The organism is Bradyrhizobium sp. USDA 4473 (assembly GCF_054063335.1).
Genome location: NZ_JBSSGE010000001.1, coordinates 3,056,285 through 3,072,617 on the forward strand (window position 1 = coordinate 3,056,285; position 16,333 = coordinate 3,072,617).

The following is a 16,333-nucleotide window of genomic DNA, read 5'->3' on the forward strand; positions in this document are numbered from 1 at the left end:
GGCAATGCCTGATCATTAGCGCGACAGGGCTAACAGATCGTTCACCATGAGTGCTTGTAGCCGGCGCCGATGCTCTTGCTGATCGTGCCCTGGGGGGTCTCGCCGACCGAGCCGGAGACGGTGACGCCGTCGAACAGCTTCTGCTCGGCGCCGACCCGGCGCAGCCATTTGTCGTCGGTGGTCGACAGCGTCTGGCCCGCGGTGATGCTGGTGCCGGTGTCGTTGACCGACAGGCTGGCTGACTGATCGGTGTTGTAGCTGCTCGATGGACGGCCGACGATGCCGGGCACCGGGACCACGCCCTGCTGGATCACATTGTAGCCGTTCTGCAGCGTCAGCGAATACTGCTCCGACAGCGGCACCGACTTGCTCAGCGAGGTGCCGACCTTGCTCTGGTCGGCGCCGGGGTCGACCCGCGCCTCGACCGAGGTCTTGTCCCAGATCGACGCCACGCCGCCCGTCGAGATCGATGCCCAGGCCGAGCCGCCGGACTGCGGCAGGCTGCCGCCATTGGCGAGCCGCTCCGACAATTGCTCCGACGTGGTCATCGTGCCCTGCCTGGCGACAGTCATGTCGGCGCCGATGCGAGTGTCGAGGAAGGGCGAGACCGACTGCTTGACCGACACCGCCGACGAGCCGTTGGCGTTGCTGTTGGTGGTCCAGGACGGATCGTTGCCGGTGACGCTGGCGCGCCTGGCCGCGTTCTTCGGTGCCAGCGTGGGCAGGCTGGTGGAATCGGTGTCGAGCTGGCTCCAGTCGAGCTTGCTCTCGTCGATGTCCTTCAGGAGGTCGGCATCATTGGCATCGGCCGCCGGCGGCGTCGCGTCGGGCGTGGCCTCGGCACTATCGGCAGGAGCGTCCTGCGCCGGGGGCGTGATCCGCAAGGGCGCGGGCTGCACCGGCGGAGACTGCGCCGCGGCCGAAAGCGCCAGCGCCATGCAAAAGCCGGCCGCCAGCACCGGCAGCCTGGCCCAGCCAAATCGCAATGTGGAAGTCATTCCCAGCCCGCAAATTCCAAAGCGGCAGCATGCATTTGCCGTGGCGCAAAATTGCGGCAACGGGCCTGCAAAGGCAAGTGAGCAACGCGTGATCGCGATGACCGGGACCGCGCGAAGGGCCCCGGACATGACGAAGGCGTGACGCCGTCAGACCGCGATGCGCGGCAGATGGATCGGGTAACCGACAGTCTGCTCGACCAGGTCGAAACTGTCGATCAGCGCGCGGAAGCTCATGAGCTTGCCGGCCTTGAACTGCGCGAAATGCGCGATCCGGACCGAGATCGGCTTGTTGGAGTCCAGCGCGGTCAGCGAATAGCGCAGCATCGACGCCGCGGAATCCGCACCCAGCATGATCTGCTCCCGGTCGAAGCGGTGAACCCTGAGGTTCTCGCCGATCTGCTTGATCACCTCGAGCACGGCGGCCTTGCCGCGGCGCGCGCCGAAGAAGGAAAACAGGTCGATCGGTCCATAGATGGCCCATTCGACCTCGTCGTCGAGCATGAGCTCGATATCTGCAAGCTGGCGTTCGTTGATCGCGCGATGCAATGCGCGCGAAAAACGCCAGAGGCTATGCTCTGTCATTTTGGTCTCGTCCTGAAACTGGATTTTCAACGCAAACGAATGGCAGGGGGTCAGCGCCGACGCCCTGCCAGGTTGCTGCACATCGCTATTGCCGGCTGAAATAGGGCCGAGCGGCAAAAACGCAAATGACATTTTTGCAATGCACAATTGCGGAGGTCTTTGCCGGAATGTGGCCGCCGCCAGATTGTGACCGCAATTCAGCGGTCGCGCTGCCGGATCGGCTGTCGTTCGATCACGATCTCGGCGTCGCGGATCGCGACGACAGCGAACAGCAGCGCACCGCCGATGCCGCCGATCGCGGCGCCGAGCGGCATGAAGGTGAAGAACACCAGCGTTCCGCTGTCGATTCCCGAGGTTTTGGCCATCCCGATCCAGGTCAGCCCGGCTCCGATGCCGAGCGCGGCGCCGCCGAGGGCACCCAGTGCCAGGCCAAGCACAGCGAGCAATGCGACTTTCATGATGATTTCAGCCCCGACCGCAACAAGCCCAGTGATAGGTCCGCGCCGGGCCGGCGAGGTTCAACGCTGGGCTGTGCAAATTTGCCGGCGAGATGCCGGGGTGTGTCGTCCGGCTTCGAGCAGCTATTCCGCGGTCTGGCCGAGCAGCGCCGCGGCGACGTCGCGCTCCAGCACCTGCTGGACCAGGTCGAACGTGTCGATGATCTCGCGGATCTCGGTGATCTTGCCGTCGCGCAGCGTGTAGAAAACCGCAACGTCAAACTGCACCACGCGGCGGTTGTTGCGCTTGCGGAAGAACACGCGCAGCTGGGCTGCGACCATGTCGCCCTCGGCCACCACGGTTGGCGCTTCGTAGCGCATGTCGGAATAGCGCTCATGGATCGTGGTCCACATCTGACGCAGCGCGGCCTTGCCGCGGTGCTGGCCCATATGCGGAAGAATGTCGATCGGGGCATTGGCGAGAAACGCGATGTCGTCGCTGCAGCGATCGAGCGCGCCCTCGATGCCGCCGGCATAATAGACGTCGAGGAAGTTCAGGACGCGCTGCCGGTTCAAATCCTCGCCCATGATCGACCCCGCCGGTTCCGTCCGACTCGCCTCTGGCTTGCCCTGGCTCACATTGTGACCCGAAGTGTCACACAATCAAACACATGTTTGACGCGCGGAACCGGATTAGGTTCGGCAACCAACACGTGCATTGTGGCACAATTTGCACACGGCGCGGCGGTCCGCAGACGTGAAGCGCGCGGGGCAGGTTGCCGCGAATTAATGAAACCTCGCCGCGCGCGCCCGGTTGGACCGGCATGGGCGACGGGTCCGCGATCAGGAGTTCCTCATGAGCAATACCATGTCGCGTGCGGTCGCCGCTGTTCTTGCCTCCGGATAGCCCATCCGAGCGCGCGCCGCGCGACGGTGAGCCGGCGCCGACGCCGGTCGAGGCCTTGAGCTCCTCCGGGGCCGACCCGAGCGATCACGCCGGTTCGCTGTCGCGGTGCGCAATCCTGCAGCGAGCTAGTCAATCCGCCGGCGCGGCCTTGCCGGTCACGAGATCGATGATGAAGCGCTTCTTCTTCTCGTTGCCCTCCGGCACGAAAGCCTCGCCGGGCAAGAGGTCGTGAAACAGTTCCTTCGGCTTCGCAAAGCCTGCGCCGCAGGCGGTGCGGATGGTCTCGTCGTCGGCGTAGTCGACGTCGACCGCCACCGTGTTGCGGCGCGGACCGGCGGCGAGGTTTGAGAGACCGAAATATTTCGGACCCTCGTTGCACATCACGACATTGAAGCCATAGGCGCTGACCGCATCCTCGGCGCGGAGCAGGAAGTCCGGCGTGATCTCGATCCGCCTGCCGGACTTCCTGCTGAACTCCATCCGCGCGACCGCGCTTTCGACGATACCCTGGCCCATGTGACCGACGGTGCAAACCAGCGCGTCCTGCTGGTCGTCCTTGGGCTGGTCGTTGGGCAGCACGATGCAATCGTGACCCTGCGCGCCGGGCAGGAAGCGGATGAAGCGGGCCGTCTTGCCGGCTTGCTCGAACAGCGCGACGCCGCCGAAATCGGTCGCGTGCGGCTCGCATTCGCTTTCATAATTGACGGCGAGCAGCGCAGGGCCGGCGGCGAGGAAGCGTCCGGCGTAGCGCTCCTGGGTCAGCTTGACGTCGCAGGCGCGGCCCCCGCCATTCGGATAGAATTTTGCCCGCGTGCAGCTCGATCCCTTGATATTGCCGGCGGCGCAGAAGGTCGCGAGCAGCGCGCGGTCGCTGTCCTCGGCGCGGGCCGGGCTTGCGATGAGGCACGCGGCGAAAAGCACCGCCGCGCAAAGTGCCGGGGCGAAGCAGGCCAAAGCAGTATGTGGTGTCCGCATGATCTTCAAAACGCTGTCCGCAATGCGGCGGCATTTAGAGCACGATGGCGAGCTCCGCGCAGCGAATTTCTGCGGCGAGGCCGATGGGAACCGGGCGGCGGCTCGATCGTTGATGCCGCATCATTGCATTGGAGCCGCATCATGAAATCAATTCTTCTCGCATCCGCCATTGCCGTCACCGCGCTTGCCGCAGCGTCCCCGGCCGACGCCAAGGGCTGCATCAAGGGCGCTGTTGTCGGCGGCGTCGCCGGCCATTATGCCGGCCATCACGGCATGCTCGGCGCCGCGGCCGGCTGCCTCTACGGCCGCCATCACGCCAGGGAGCAGGAACGCCAGCGCCAGCAGCAACAGGCGCAGCCGTCGCAGCAGGAAAAGCTGTAAGGCAAGATCAGTTGTGAAGTCGTCGTGGAACGTGAAGGCACGTTCCGGGAACGCCGCCCGCTCGGGCGGCGTTGTCTCGTTGCGTAACGGAGACGATGATGACGAAACCAAAGACAAAGACCATCCAGCCCGTTCCCGACGACAACAAGAGCCACAAGGGCCCCGGCAGCGCCCCCGGCGTTCCCCTCGACACCACCAAGGGCCATCGCGACGACGAGAAGCACAACATCCGCGAGCAGGCCGCGCACGGCAATCTGACCCAGAACACCAGCAACAAGCGATCGGGGTAGGGCACGAGGCGGCGCCATATCCCCGGGTCGTCCTGGCGAAAGCCAGGACTCATAACCACCGCATTCAATTGTGAACGGGATCGTAGCCACAGCGTCGCGCGTTTGGGGCAATGGGCCCCGTGCGCAATGGCCACCAGGCCGGGACGCTGGGAATCTGATTCACCTGTCAAACAGCCTCTTCGATGTCATCACCCGCGCATGCGGGTGATCCAGTATTCCAGAGACAGCAGTGCTTGAATCGAGAAGCCGCGGCGTACTGGATCGCCCGCTTTCGCGGGCGATGACAGTTGAGGATGAGGACACAGCTCCGCATTCTCGCGACATGATTTGTCCGAGCTTTGCTCTTTCTTTCCACCCTCTCTCGTTCAGAGGGCGCAGGGAAAGCCGGGTGCCGATCGCACCCATGGGCCCCGAGCAATGGGGTAGAAAGCTCGGGGGTAGGACCACAGGTGTAACCGGAGCAATCCGGCTTTCCCTGCGCGATGGCTTACGGCTTATACGTGCTCTCCCCGGCGAGACTTGGCTTTGTTGTCACCGTCTTCACAACGCGCACTGCGCAATCGGAAGAGACACCTACCGCTAGGGCGTCAGGCCTGCACGATTTCGCCGTCCGCCTCATGCGCACTCGTCAGTTGCGCAATCGGCGTCCACCGCATCTCGACCCGCGTTCGTGACGACCGCGAAGCGCCCCTCGTGTCGGGTGAGACGGGCGGAATTGAACATCTGATTTGCCCGACGACGGAAGCGCTATTTTGCCCGTCGGGGTGATTTGTCGCACCCGGCGATCTCGTGCCGGCGCGTGACGCGCATCATGTCGCGGGTGGCCGGGCGCGGCTAGATTGGCGGCGTCGGACCACTGCCAAGGAAACGCCGCCATGAACGCCATCACTGCACCGAAATCGCCCGCGCAGAACCGGCTCGAAGGCTTCGCGCTCGCCGCCATCCTGCAGGGCCTGCCGACCTTCGCCGCCGCCGTGCTCGTGCTGAAGATATCAGGCGCGCGCGAGATCGTCGGCGAACGCTACGGCGCCGCGATCTTCGTCGTGCTCGCCTCGCTGGTCTACGCCGCGATCATGCCGCAGCTTGCTGCCAAATTCCCAAGGCGGTTCGGCAACGCCTACGCGCCGATGTTCTTCGACGCGGGCCTGTCGTTCTCCGAAAAGATCGCGCAATGGCGCGCCCAGCCCAGCGTCTCGCTGCAACTCGTGACGACGATGATCATGCTGTCGCTGTTGGCGGTCGCGGTGGCGAGCGTGGGGTAAGCAGTCCCATCTTGCCATTACAGGCAACCTGTCCTACCTGCGATCTACAGATTAGGGACGAACAGGCGGTCTTCGCCCTTGATTCCGAGAGTCGGTTAGCGGAAATCTTGCGTGTGGGTTAGCATAGAATCTCTTATGGTTTTTGCCGTCGGCGGCTCGAATCGTTTTCGATTCTCCATAAGAACGTCGATTCACTAGCCGTGTATCGCTTGAAAATACCACAATGGAAATATGATCCCGCTTGCGACTGAATGCGTGATCAAGCAGGCTATCCATCATATCTAGCATGTCTTCGTCTTCAGCTGCGCTTTGATAGTCGGGCATTCCCAATAGATGGAGCCATAGGATTGATGGACGTGTCTTGCTAAATTGTTCCGCAGCGTCGCTGATTATCCTCATCATTTTCTTGAGTGTCGTGCGTGGTGATAGCGGAACTATGTTCAAGAAGACGCACTCATATTGATCGCCTGTCAAGAATCCGAAGTCTCCAAACTGGCGCCGATATTTTCCGAACACTTTCGAGGAATTGTGCTCAATCGGCCCAAATTCGTCTGTTACTTCGTTGATCGGCCGAAAGCTAATTCGCGTCGTGAGTTCGGGTGTGACAATGCCTTGGCCCGTCCAATAAGTCTGCTCGATCTGAGCTTTGAAAAAAGGGACAGCTCGTCCTGTTGGGTGGGGGCTCTTTACCTCAGCTTCTATAGTTACGAAGAAACCCGTACCCCAACTTCCTAAGAGCAGACCAGCGTTTGATGATCTTGATTAATCCAATTTCGATAGAAAAAATTTGTTCAGAGAGAAGTCTCAAAGACGTTTGGTCTATCGAAGTTGATTTTCTCGCTAAAGATTTGGAAAGAACTGAAAAGCCAATCCAGCCAACAAATTCTCTCCAACTATGCTCGAGATCCAATTTGTTGGCGACTCGATGCATGTCAGCCAAGGAAAGAGACCTGACTGGATCGTCTAAGAATTCAGGACGTGGCGGCTCGGTGCCTTCACTGTATGCTTCGACAATGTGGCTTCGCTTCATTTGATCGAGCCATTCTTGATCTTGCTTTTACAGAGCTTGGCGCGCGTCACGCTCACCTCTTCTTCCACCCACCGCGCTTCCCCGGCGCTCCCCCGCTCGACCGCGGCGACGGCCCGAACTCCGGCCCCGACTGCCGCGAGTCGGTCGGCTGGATGATGCGGCTCGTGGTGCCGAACGGTTTTGCCGGCAGCGCGCCGCTGGGGCGGAAGGGGAGGGATTCCGGGCCGTGCATCTCGTCGAGGTCGGGCTTGTGCACGCGGGAGCCGGACTTGCCGCCGCGGCTGGCCTTGAGCGAGGTCTGCGCGGACTTGTTTTTCAGCGCTGAGACCGGCAGGTTGGCGGCATCGCCGTACTTTCTTGTGCCGGCATAGGCGCCGGCCTGCTTCTGCACGTTGCGCTGCTTGGCGGTGGGGTCGTCGACCACGGCCATTTCGGTGGCGCGCAGGCGCTTGACCTCGTCGCGGAGGCGGGCGGCTTCCTCGAAGTTCAAGTCGGCGGCGGCCTCGCGCATCCTGGTTTCGAGATCGCTGAGCACGGCCTCGAAATTGTGCCCGATGCTGATGACGTCGTCCGCCATGCCGCCGTCGCCGATCTCGACCAGCACGTGGTCGCGCTCGTAGACCGAGTTGAGGATGTCGCCGATCGACTTCTTGACGCTCTCCGGCGTAATGCCGTTGGCCTCGTTGTACTCGACCTGCTTCTCGCGCCGCCGATTGGTCTCGGCGATCGCGCGCTCCATCGAGCCGGTCATCCCGTCGGCATAGAGGATCACCTTACCGTCGACATTGCGCGCGGCGCGGCCGATGGTCTGGATCAGCGAGGTCTCGCTGCGCAGGAAACCTTCCTTGTCGGAGTCCAAAATCGCGACCAGCGCGCATTCGGGAATGTCGAGACCTTCACGCAACAGGTTGATGCCGACCAGCGCGTCGAACGCGCCGAGGCGCAGGTCGCGGATGATCTCGATGCGCTCGATCGTGTCGATATCGCTGTGCATGTAGCGGACGCGGATACCCTGCTCGTGCAGATATTCGGTCAGATCCTCGGCCATGCGCTTGGTCAGCACGGTGATCAGCGAGCGATAGCCGGCGGCGGCGGTGGCGCGGACCTCGCCGACGAGGTCGTCCACCTGGGTGCGGGCCGGGCGGATATCCACCGGCGGATCGATCAGCCCGGTCGGGCGGATCACCTGCTCGACGAACACGCCGCCGCTTTCGTTCAGCTCCCAGCCGCTCGGCGTCGCCGACACCGCGATCGTCTGCGGCCGCATCATGTCCCATTCCTCGAAGCGGAGCGGGCGGTTGTCCATGCAGGAGGGCAGGCGGAAGCCGTATTCGGCCAAGGTCGCCTTGCGGCGGAAGTCGCCGCGGAACATGCCGCCGATCTGCGGCACGGTGACATGGCTTTCGTCGGCGAAGATCAGCGCGTTGTCGGGGACGTATTCGAACAGCGTCGGCGGCGGCTCGCCGGGGCGGCGGCCGGTGAGGTAGCGCGAATAGTTCTCGATGCCGGCGCAGCTCCCGGTCGCTTCCATCATCTCGAGATCGAAGGTGGTGCGCTGCTCCAGCCGCTGCGCTTCCAGCAGGCGGCCCTGGTCGTTGAGCTGGTCGAGCCGCTGCTTCAGTTCCGATTTGATCGACTTGATCGCCTGCACCAACGTCGGGCGCGGCGTCACATAGTGCGAATTGGCGTACATCTTGATGAATTCGAGCTCGTCCTGCTTGTGGCCGGTGAGCGGATCGAACTCCTCGATGGTCTCGATAGTGTCGCCGAACAGGTTCACGCGCCAGGCGCGGTCTTCATAGTGCGCCGGGAAGATGTCGATGACGTCGCCGCGGACGCGGAAGGTGCCGCGGGTGAACTCGGCCTGGGTGCGCTTGTATTGCAGCGCGACCAGGTCGGCGATCAATTGCCGCTGGTCGATGCGCTCGCCCTTCTTCAACGCGAAGGTCATCGCGGTGTAGGTCTCGACCGAGCCGATACCGTAGATGCAGGACACCGAGGCGACGATGATGACGTCGTCGCGCTCGAGCAGCGCGCGCGTCGCCGAGTGGCGCATGCGGTCGATCTGCTCGTTGATCGAGGAATCCTTCTCGATATAGGTGTCGGTCCGCGGGACGTAGGCCTCGGGCTGATAGTAGTCGTAATAGCTGACGAAGTACTCGACGGCGTTGTCGGGGAAGAAGCTCTTGAACTCGCCATAGAGCTGCGCGGCCAGCGTCTTGTTCGGCGCCAGGATCAGCGCCGGGCGCTGCGTCGCCTCGATCACCTTGGCCATGGTGTAGGTCTTGCCCGAGCCGGTGACGCCGAGCAGCACCTGGGTGCGGTCGTTGCGCTGGATGCCCTCGACCAGTTCCGCGATCGCGGTCGGCTGGTCGCCCTTCGGCTCGTAGGGCGACTTGATCTCGAAGCGCACGCCGCCTTCGGATTTCTCCGGGCGCGGCGGGCGGTGCGGGGTCCACACCCGCATCGAGCCGTCATCCTTGCGGAACTCGGGGCGGCCGTCGCGGATCAGATTCTCCAGCGCGTCGGCGGTGGCCTTGACGCCGAGCGCCTCCATCTTGCTGCGCGGCGGACGGGCCAGCGCCTCGTCATCGTCCTCGGCGGTCGGCAGCCCAAGCTGCCGCGCCAGTTCCGGATCCAGCGTCGGGATCGTGGCCGAGGTGCCGTAATTGGCCTGCGGGGCCTCCTCGAGCCCGGAGGCATCGCGCTTGGCGACGCCTTCGCTGGTCTCGCGCGTCGACGCCCGCGCGCGATGCGCGGCAGCCTCGCCGCCGGCGCGGCGGTCCCAGGAATTGTCCGGCGGCGGCTGCAGGCCGGTGCCTGAACCCATGCCGGCGTCGCCGCGGTTGATCGCGGGATTGAGCAGTTCGGCCAGCGCCGGTCCGATCGGGAGCACGTCTGGTCGATGAGCTTTGGATTTGGGGGATTTGCCGGGCTTTTTCGGGGTGTTCGGTGTCTTCGCCATGCCGGGAATATGGGACGAGTCCGGCAGCGAGAAAAGGGCAAACGACGGCTGGATTGGCGCGCAGCCGAGGCTGCTGACAGCAGGGTGGCAGCAGGGCAAAGGCCGGTGCAGCGCGTCAGGATGACCGGATCGGTTTACGCAGCTTGCTCAGTGTCATCACCCGCGCATTTGCGGGTGATGCAGTATTCCAGAGACGGTCGTGGCTTGAGCCGATAAGCCGCGGCGTACTGGGTCGCCCGGCCAAGCCGGGCGACGACAACGGTGGATGAGGACAAAGCTTCACACCCTCTCAGGCGCGCGGCTTGTCCACGATGTCGAGATGGATGCCGCCGCAGCCGTCGCAGCGCATGGTCCAGTATTCGGCGGCGCGGCCCGGGATGACGCGCAGCAGCGAGAGCCGGGCGGCGCATTCCGGGCAATCGGTGCGGACCTGAGCCGGCCAGACCGGATCCGGCTCGCATTGCGGAATGGCGGCAATCATGACGTTGCCGGTCACGCCGACACTTTGGCCACCGGCAGCATCATGCCAGACCGTTGTGGGAATCGGTCGATAGCTCTCTTCGCGTCGTCGATCGCCGCATCCGGATCGGACCACGCAAAGCCGATGTCGAGCGTCGGAAACGGCATGCCATCGATGACGACCGGCCTTTGATCGACCCGTTGAATCCTGGCGTGCCATTGCCCCTTCCCCACTTCGAACGACGTGATCTCAAAACCGCTGTAAATCATGGCGACCTCGGGATGCCCTTCTCATAGGAAGCACGGGCGCACGGTGCCCTATGTGAACCAGATCACAAATCGCGCGGTTTATTTCCGCAGAGTGGCGGAACTTGGCGCTGGGCTCCCTCTCCCCGTTCTTACGTTCTTACGGGGAGAGGGTTGGGGTGAGGGGCCGTCTCCGCGCTACGGTCAGAGCTGTGTTTGCGGAGACTCCCCTCACCCGGAACGCATCTGACGATGCCTCATAGCCGAAGCTCTGCTTCGGCGTTATCGAGAACGGCCGCCGAAGGCGGCTTATGCCTCTCCCCGCACGCGGGGCGAGGTGAAGCAGAGGCTGCCGTTTGATTTGAGGTAAGTTTGCTCGTCCCTATCGGCGGGCCGCGATGTGGTCGGCGAGATCGGCGGCGTCGTCACCGACGCCCGACAGGAACGAGGATTTCATCTTCGACAGCCATTGCAGGCCGAGGAAATAAAGGCCCGGCACGTCCGAGACGCCGCGGCGGTGTCGTGGTGCTCCATCGGCATCCAGCACCGGTATGTCGATCCAGCCGAGGTCGAGGCCATAGCCGGTGGCCCAGATCACCGAGGTGATCCGCTCGGCGCTGAGGTCGAGTGTCGCAAGCGGCGCAGACAGGCACGATGGGTCGGGCAAGCGCATGCGCGCCAGGGGATCGCCGGGATGATCGAGGCCGCGGGCCGCGACGAAGTCGTCGACGATGCCGAGGAATGTCGCGCAGTAGGCGTCGCCATTGGCGATGTTGACGGCGAGATCGGGCGCGATCTCGAGCACGCCGTCGCGTGCCGCAATGATGCGGCCGAGCAGCATCACGCCGTCGGCGGCGAAGCGGCGGAAATCGATGGTGTGGCCGCCATGCGCGCCCGAGATCACCGGCAGCAGGCGGGACGGGCCGCGCTGCTCGACCGGCGTCTGGTCGATGCCCATCTCGGCCAGCCACCAGAACAGGTCACGCCCGCGATAGCGGCGCGGCAGCCGGTTGTGACGGCCGACCGAGAGGAAGACCCGGCGGCCGGCGCGCATCAGCTCGTCGGTGATCTGCGCGCCCGAGGCGCCGGCGCCGACCACCAGCACCGCGCCATCGGGCAATTGCGCAGGATTTTTGTACGCGCTGGCATGGACCTGAAACAGGCCGGGGTGATCGCGCAGCAGCGCCGGCCGCAGCGGCCGCTGATAGGGGCCGGTGGCGACCACGACATTGCGGGCACGGATGCTGCCGCCGGCGATCTCGGCAACGAAGCCGGCGGCGTCGCGGCGCAGCCTCGACACCTCGGCACCGCAGCGGAGCGGCGGCGCGACGAAGGCGGCATAGGCCTCGATGAAGGCTATGATCGCCGCGGTGTCCGAGAAGCCGTCGGGATCGCCGTGCGGAAAGGCAAACTCCGGCAGCCGCACCGACCAGTTCGGAAACTGGAACATCAATCCGTCCCAGCGCTCGCTGCGCCAGCGCTCGGCGATGCGCCGCCGCTCCAGCACCAGATGTGCGATGCCGCGCTGCTTCAGCCGATGGCTCATGGTGAGTCCGGCCTGGCCGCCGCCGATCACCAGCGTGTCGATGGTCTCCTCAGGCACTGCGCGCTCCCTTGCGGCGGGCGGCGGGTTCGGCGGCGGCGCGGATGATCCAGCGCCGGAACGCGGCGAAGTCGCGCTGCTCGGCGTGGAAGCCGCGATAGACCAGATACCAGCGCATGCCCTTCGGCACGCTGAGCGCAAACGGCGCCACCAGCCGGCCGGCGGCGAGATCGTCATCGATATAGGGCCGGATGCCCATCGCGATGCCGAGCCCGTCGCTGGCTGCCTGCAGCGCCTGGCCGTAGAACTGGAATTCCGGCCCGCGCGCGGTCAGGCGCGGCACGCCGGCGGCCTTCAGCCAGGATGGCCAGTCGTCGGGCGAATGCGCGACGCGGATCAGGCTCGGCCCCTTGAGATCGGCGGGGCGCTTCAAGGTGCCGGCGAGCCGCGCGGTGCAGACCGGCATCAGGTCGGCGGCGAACAGCGGCTCGGCGACCAGGCCCGGCCACTGGCCGTCGCCGAGCTGGATGCCGCAGCTCCAGTCGTCGGCGAACGGCACCGCCATGCCGCCGGTCGTGATCCGCACCTCGATGTCGGGCTCGGCTTTGCGGAACTCGGCGAGGTGCGGGATCATCCACTTCATCGCGAATGTCGGCCCGACGCCGACGGTCAGCACCCGCGCGCTTGCCGACGCCGTGACCTGCGCGGTGAGGCTCGCCAGCGCATCGAAGATCGGCGTCAGCCCGCTCTGATAGGCGCGGCCGGCCTGTGTGGTGACGAGGCGGTTGGCCTTGCGCTCGAACAGCGCGACGCCGAGCCGTTCTTCCAAGAGATGCACCATCCGGCTGATCGCGGCGGCCGAGACGTTGAGCTCGCTGCCTGCGGCCGCGAAGCTGCCGGTCCGCGCCGCGGCCTCGAACGCCTTGATGCCGTTGAGAAAGAGCAGCCGCCGCATGAACCCTCAGGAAAACTGATGCAAGGGCAAGATAACTCGGTTTGCGGGCAGAGGCCAAGCGGCGCAGTAATATGCAGCGATCGTTTGTGACGCCTCGCCCCGCTTGCGGGGAGAGGTCGGCGCGAAGCGCCGGGTGAGGGGGAGCCTCCGCGAGTCCCACTGCAACTTCCCTTGCGGAGACTCCCCCTCATCCTGACCTTCTCCCCGCAAGCGGGGAGAAGGGGAAGTCGCGATCGCGCTCGGGTCGTTGAAGGAGACATGCGATGACCGAAACCACGGACGCCCTGGTGCTCGATCTCGTGGAATGGGTCGCGCGCGAGCCGCGGCGCTATGCCGAGGTGCTCGAGGTCTGGCGCACCTCGTGCCCGCGGCTGACGATCTGGGAAGACGCCGTCGACCGCGGCTACGTCGCGCGTCGTCCCTCGGTCGAGGGCATGCGGGTGATGGTGACGGAAAGCGGCGAGACGTTTTTGCGCGTGCACGGGCGGATGCATTGACGCAGCGGGAAGTCAGCGTCCCGGCTCCGCGAGCCTGGGCCGGATGATCTCGACCATGCGGTCGGCCGAGGTGCCCGGCGGGAAGAAGCCGAGATAATGGCCGTCGCGGTCCATCAGGTAGATGTAGGCGGTGTGATCGACGGTGTAGTCGCCGGCACCCTCGAGCGGCACCCGGGCGTAATAGACCTTGTAGGCATCGGCGAGTTCGCGGATCGCATCGGCGCTGCCGGTCAGTCCGATCAATCGCGGATGAAACATCGGTACGTAGTCGGCGAGATGCGCAGGGGTGTCGCGCTCGGGATCGACGGTGATGAAGATCGGCTGCACCTGATCGCCGTCATGGCCGAGTCTGTCGAGCGCGAGCCCGATCGCCTGCAGATCGGTCGGGCAGACGTCGGGGCAGTAAGTGAAGCCGAAATAGATCAGCATGAGCTTGCCGCGGAAATCGCGGTCGGTGCGTTCATGGCCGGCCTGATCGGTCAGCGCGAACGGTCCGCCGACCGGCTCCCTGTTCCACATCAGGATGTCCATGATCTCGGCGGCCGATCGCGCCGATCGTTGCTGTTGTGGCGGATCGCCGGCCAGCGCCGCCGCCAGCGTCAGCCACAGGCCGGCGCCGGCGCATGCGATAGCGCGCAGCATCGGCGCGATCATATGCCGAAGGAAAGGCGGCTGCCGGTGGTGGTGACCAGCACCTTGTCGCCCATCTGCGCGGTCGCCTCCTGCACGAAGTTGAGCCCGGAGCAATGCATCGGGATCAGCACGTCGGGATCGAGCTTCTTGATCTCGGCCACCACCTCGGCGAGGTAGTCCTTCGGCGCCGGGCCGAGATGGAAGCCGCCGACGATCGCGTGCACCTTCTGGATGCCCGAGACCTCCTGCGCCTGCTTCACCGAATTGACGATGCCGACATGGCCGCAGGACGAGATCACGACCAGGCCGAAATCCTTCAGGTTGAAGCAGGTCGCATGCTCGTGGATGTGCTCGTCGGGCACGATCTTGCCGTCCATCTCGGCCGGCAGATAGTGGCTGGCGTTGCAGCCGAGCCCGTCCTTGATGCCGAACTCGACCCAGGTCTGCGGCAGCACGCGCTCGATGCTGCGGCGGGTGATCTTGCCGGTGGTGAAGGCGTGGCCGGCGATCACGGTCGGCGTCTCGCACAGCACGGTGGTGACGCGCTGCGCGGCGAGCTGGCGGCGGTCCAGCGTGCCGAAGTCGGTGAACTGGCCCTTGGTCGCCGTCGCGTTGACGCGGTGGCAGAAATTGTCCTCGCCGCCGGCATAGAGCTTGACGTCGGCCGGCAGTTTGTCGCGGAATTTGTCGAGGAAGCCGTTCAGGCCGCCGAAATGATCGTAGTGTCCGTGGCTGACGATCAGCGCGTCGAGCTTGGCCGGATCGACGCCGACCAGCTCCATGTTGTTGAGCAGCACTTCGGGCGTATAGCCATAGTCCAGCATCAGGCTGCGCTGGCTGCCCGCGGCTTCGGATTCCAGCCACAGCGACAGGCCCCATTCATTGTGCAGCGATTTGCGGAAGTCGGCGCCGCGCGCCGCCGGCGCGATCGAGACGCCGTGCGCCTGCTTTGGCCGCAGGAACAGGTCGAAGCTGGAATCGACCAGCACGCGGATCGAGAGCTTGTCGACGCTCGGCACCTGGATCGGTGCCGCGCTCGCGATCTCGACGCAGGAGAATGCGCCCACCGCCGCAGCGCCGGCGATCGCCGCCGAGCCCTTCAGGAATTCACGTCGTGCCAAATCCCGTGTCATCGCAATCCCCCATGTTCTGAAAATTCTTGAATACGAAGCATGCGGAGCCTAGGTGCAATCGGGGCGCGGCTCAATCGGGCGCTTGCGTTGTTTGCAGATCACATTCGCGCGCGGTGCAATGCGGGCGCCATTGACTTGGGTGCGGTTATGCGCCCAAGTCAATGCAATCGCATCTTTCTCGCGCATCGTTCTCGCCGATGCGCCGGCAATCCCTTGACATCCAGGATCACGCCCATGATTGATCTCCATTACTGGTCCACGCCGAACGGTCACAAGATCACGATCTTCCTCGAGGAGACCGGCCTCGCCTACAAGATCTTCCCGGTGAACATCGGCAAGGGCGATCAGTTCAAGCCGGACTTTTTGCAGGTCGCGCCGAACAACCGCATTCCGGCGATCGTCGATCATGCGCCGAAGGGCGGCGGCAAGCCGCTCTCGCTGTTCGAGTCCGGCGCGATCCTGCTCTATCTCGCCGAGAAGACCGGACAATTTCTGCCCCAGGATATTTACGGCCGCTACGACGCGATCCAGTGGACGTTCTGGCAGATGGGCGGGCTCGGGCCGATGGCCGGGCAGAACCATCACTTCCGCAATTACGCGGTCGAGAAGCTGCCTTACGCGATCGATCGCTATGTCAACGAGACCAACCGGCTCTACGGCGTGCTCAACAAGCGGCTGGCCGACCGCGAATTCATCGCCGGCGATTATTCGATCGCCGACATGGCGAGCTATCCCTGGGTCGTGCCCTACAAGAACCAGGGCCAGGAGATCGACGACTTCCCGCATCTGAAGCGCTGGCTGGAGACGATCGGCAAGCGTCCCGCGACCGAGCGTGCCTATGCGAAGGCCAAGGAGGTCAACCCGAATTTCGGCCAGCCCGCGATCCGCACCGAGGAAGAGCGCAAGCTGCTGTTCGGGCAGACCGCGGCCGTGGTGCGGTAGGGCTCGTCGCCGTCATTGCGAGCGAAGCGAAGCAATCCATCTGTCCGCGCGTGCTGAGCAATGGATTGCTTCGTCGCTTCGCTCCTCGCAATGACGTG

General features: G+C 64.5%; 18 protein-coding genes. 5 read left to right on the forward strand and 13 right to left on the reverse strand.

What is annotated here, in order from left to right; all coding sequences use genetic code 11:
* Positions 1 to 41: 41 nt before the first annotated feature.
* The 5 genes from ACVW17_RS14355 to ACVW17_RS14375 form a co-directional block, all read right to left on the reverse strand.
* Complete coding sequence (locus tag ACVW17_RS14355; protein WP_456752371.1) at positions 42 to 998, reverse strand: hypothetical protein; 957 nt, start codon at positions 996 to 998, stop codon at positions 42 to 44.
* Between the two features lie 147 nt (positions 999 to 1,145).
* Positions 1,146 to 1,580 (reverse strand): nuclear transport factor 2 family protein, encoded by a 435-nt coding sequence (locus tag ACVW17_RS14360; RefSeq protein ID WP_456752372.1) that lies wholly within the window; start codon positions 1,578 to 1,580, stop codon positions 1,146 to 1,148.
* Between the two features lie 197 nt (positions 1,581 to 1,777).
* The gene (locus tag ACVW17_RS14365) at positions 1,778 to 2,038 is read right to left on the reverse strand and encodes a hypothetical protein (protein ID WP_456752373.1); all 261 of its coding nucleotides are present in this window, start codon (positions 2,036 to 2,038) and stop codon (positions 1,778 to 1,780) included.
* A 123-nt stretch (positions 2,039 to 2,161) separates the two neighbouring features.
* Positions 2,162 to 2,605, reverse strand: a complete 444-nt coding sequence (locus ACVW17_RS14370; RefSeq protein WP_456752374.1) for a nuclear transport factor 2 family protein — start codon at positions 2,603 to 2,605, stop codon at positions 2,162 to 2,164.
* Between the two features lie 448 nt (positions 2,606 to 3,053).
* Entirely contained in the window at positions 3,054 to 3,845 is a 792-nt protein-coding gene (locus ACVW17_RS14375) for a hypothetical protein (RefSeq protein WP_456752375.1), read from the reverse strand.
* A gap of 195 nt (positions 3,846 to 4,040) precedes the next feature.
* Between ACVW17_RS14375 and ACVW17_RS14380 the strand changes: the two genes are divergently transcribed.
* The 3 genes from ACVW17_RS14380 to ACVW17_RS14390 all read left to right on the forward strand — a co-directional run bounded on the left by ACVW17_RS14380 (position 4,041) and on the right by ACVW17_RS14390 (position 5,832).
* Entirely contained in the window at positions 4,041 to 4,280 is a 240-nt protein-coding gene (locus ACVW17_RS14380) for a hypothetical protein (protein ID WP_456752376.1), read from the forward strand.
* A gap of 98 nt (positions 4,281 to 4,378) precedes the next feature.
* A complete protein-coding gene (locus ACVW17_RS14385; protein WP_456797322.1) occupies positions 4,379 to 4,570 on the forward strand; it encodes a hypothetical protein in 192 nt (63 codons plus the stop codon).
* A gap of 875 nt (positions 4,571 to 5,445) precedes the next feature.
* Complete coding sequence (locus tag ACVW17_RS14390) at positions 5,446 to 5,832, forward strand: hypothetical protein (RefSeq protein ID WP_456752377.1); 387 nt, start codon at positions 5,446 to 5,448, stop codon at positions 5,830 to 5,832.
* Positions 5,833 to 6,914: 1,082 nt separating this feature from the next.
* On the opposite strand, the gene uvrB is transcribed toward ACVW17_RS14390, so the two are convergent.
* From uvrB to ACVW17_RS14415, 5 genes are all read right to left on the reverse strand, one after another.
* Positions 6,915 to 9,827 (reverse strand): excinuclease ABC subunit UvrB, encoded by a 2,913-nt coding sequence (gene uvrB, locus ACVW17_RS14395; RefSeq protein WP_456752378.1) that lies wholly within the window; start codon positions 9,825 to 9,827, stop codon positions 6,915 to 6,917.
* 289 nt (positions 9,828 to 10,116) lie between these two features.
* Positions 10,117 to 10,323, reverse strand: a complete 207-nt coding sequence (locus ACVW17_RS14400) for a hypothetical protein (RefSeq protein ID WP_456752379.1) — start codon at positions 10,321 to 10,323, stop codon at positions 10,117 to 10,119.
* On the reverse strand, positions 10,320 to 10,556 hold the full coding sequence (locus ACVW17_RS14405; RefSeq protein ID WP_456752380.1) for a hypothetical protein: 237 nt from the start codon (positions 10,554 to 10,556) through the stop codon (positions 10,320 to 10,322). The genes ACVW17_RS14400 and ACVW17_RS14405 overlap by 4 nt, the downstream gene beginning before the upstream one ends.
* A 358-nt stretch (positions 10,557 to 10,914) precedes the next feature.
* Complete coding sequence (locus tag ACVW17_RS14410) at positions 10,915 to 12,135, reverse strand: NAD(P)-binding domain-containing protein (protein ID WP_456752381.1); 1,221 nt, start codon at positions 12,133 to 12,135, stop codon at positions 10,915 to 10,917.
* Positions 12,128 to 13,030, reverse strand: a complete 903-nt coding sequence (locus tag ACVW17_RS14415) for a LysR substrate-binding domain-containing protein (protein ID WP_456752382.1) — start codon at positions 13,028 to 13,030, stop codon at positions 12,128 to 12,130. Before ACVW17_RS14415 ends, ACVW17_RS14410 begins: the two co-directional genes overlap by 8 nt.
* A 263-nt stretch (positions 13,031 to 13,293) precedes the next feature.
* Here ACVW17_RS14415 and ACVW17_RS14420 point away from each other — a divergent pair, with 263 nt between their 5' ends.
* Positions 13,294 to 13,527, forward strand: coding sequence for a hypothetical protein (locus tag ACVW17_RS14420; protein ID WP_456752383.1), 234 nt, complete (start codon positions 13,294 to 13,296; stop codon positions 13,525 to 13,527).
* 12 nt (positions 13,528 to 13,539) lie between these two features.
* Here ACVW17_RS14420 and ACVW17_RS14425 read toward each other — a convergent pair whose 3' ends face one another.
* Genes ACVW17_RS14425 through ACVW17_RS14435 form a run of 3 tightly spaced genes read right to left on the reverse strand, consistent with a single transcriptional unit; the run spans position 13,540 to position 15,479 of the window.
* Complete coding sequence (locus tag ACVW17_RS14425) at positions 13,540 to 14,169, reverse strand: SCO family protein (RefSeq protein WP_456752384.1); 630 nt, start codon at positions 14,167 to 14,169, stop codon at positions 13,540 to 13,542.
* Between the two features lie 8 nt (positions 14,170 to 14,177).
* Positions 14,178 to 15,293 carry an MBL fold metallo-hydrolase gene (locus tag ACVW17_RS14430; RefSeq protein WP_456752385.1) on the reverse strand — a complete coding sequence of 372 codons (1,116 nt, stop codon included), beginning with the start codon at positions 15,291 to 15,293 and terminating at the stop codon, positions 14,178 to 14,180.
* Between the two features lie 48 nt (positions 15,294 to 15,341).
* The gene (locus ACVW17_RS14435; protein WP_456752386.1) at positions 15,342 to 15,479 is read right to left on the reverse strand and encodes a hypothetical protein; all 138 of its coding nucleotides are present in this window, start codon (positions 15,477 to 15,479) and stop codon (positions 15,342 to 15,344) included.
* Positions 15,480 to 15,527: 48 nt separating this feature from the next.
* On the opposite strand from ACVW17_RS14435, the gene ACVW17_RS14440 reads away from it, so the two are divergent.
* A complete protein-coding gene (locus tag ACVW17_RS14440; RefSeq protein ID WP_456752387.1) occupies positions 15,528 to 16,235 on the forward strand; it encodes a glutathione S-transferase N-terminal domain-containing protein in 708 nt (235 codons plus the stop codon).
* Positions 16,236 to 16,333 lie beyond the last annotated feature (98 nt).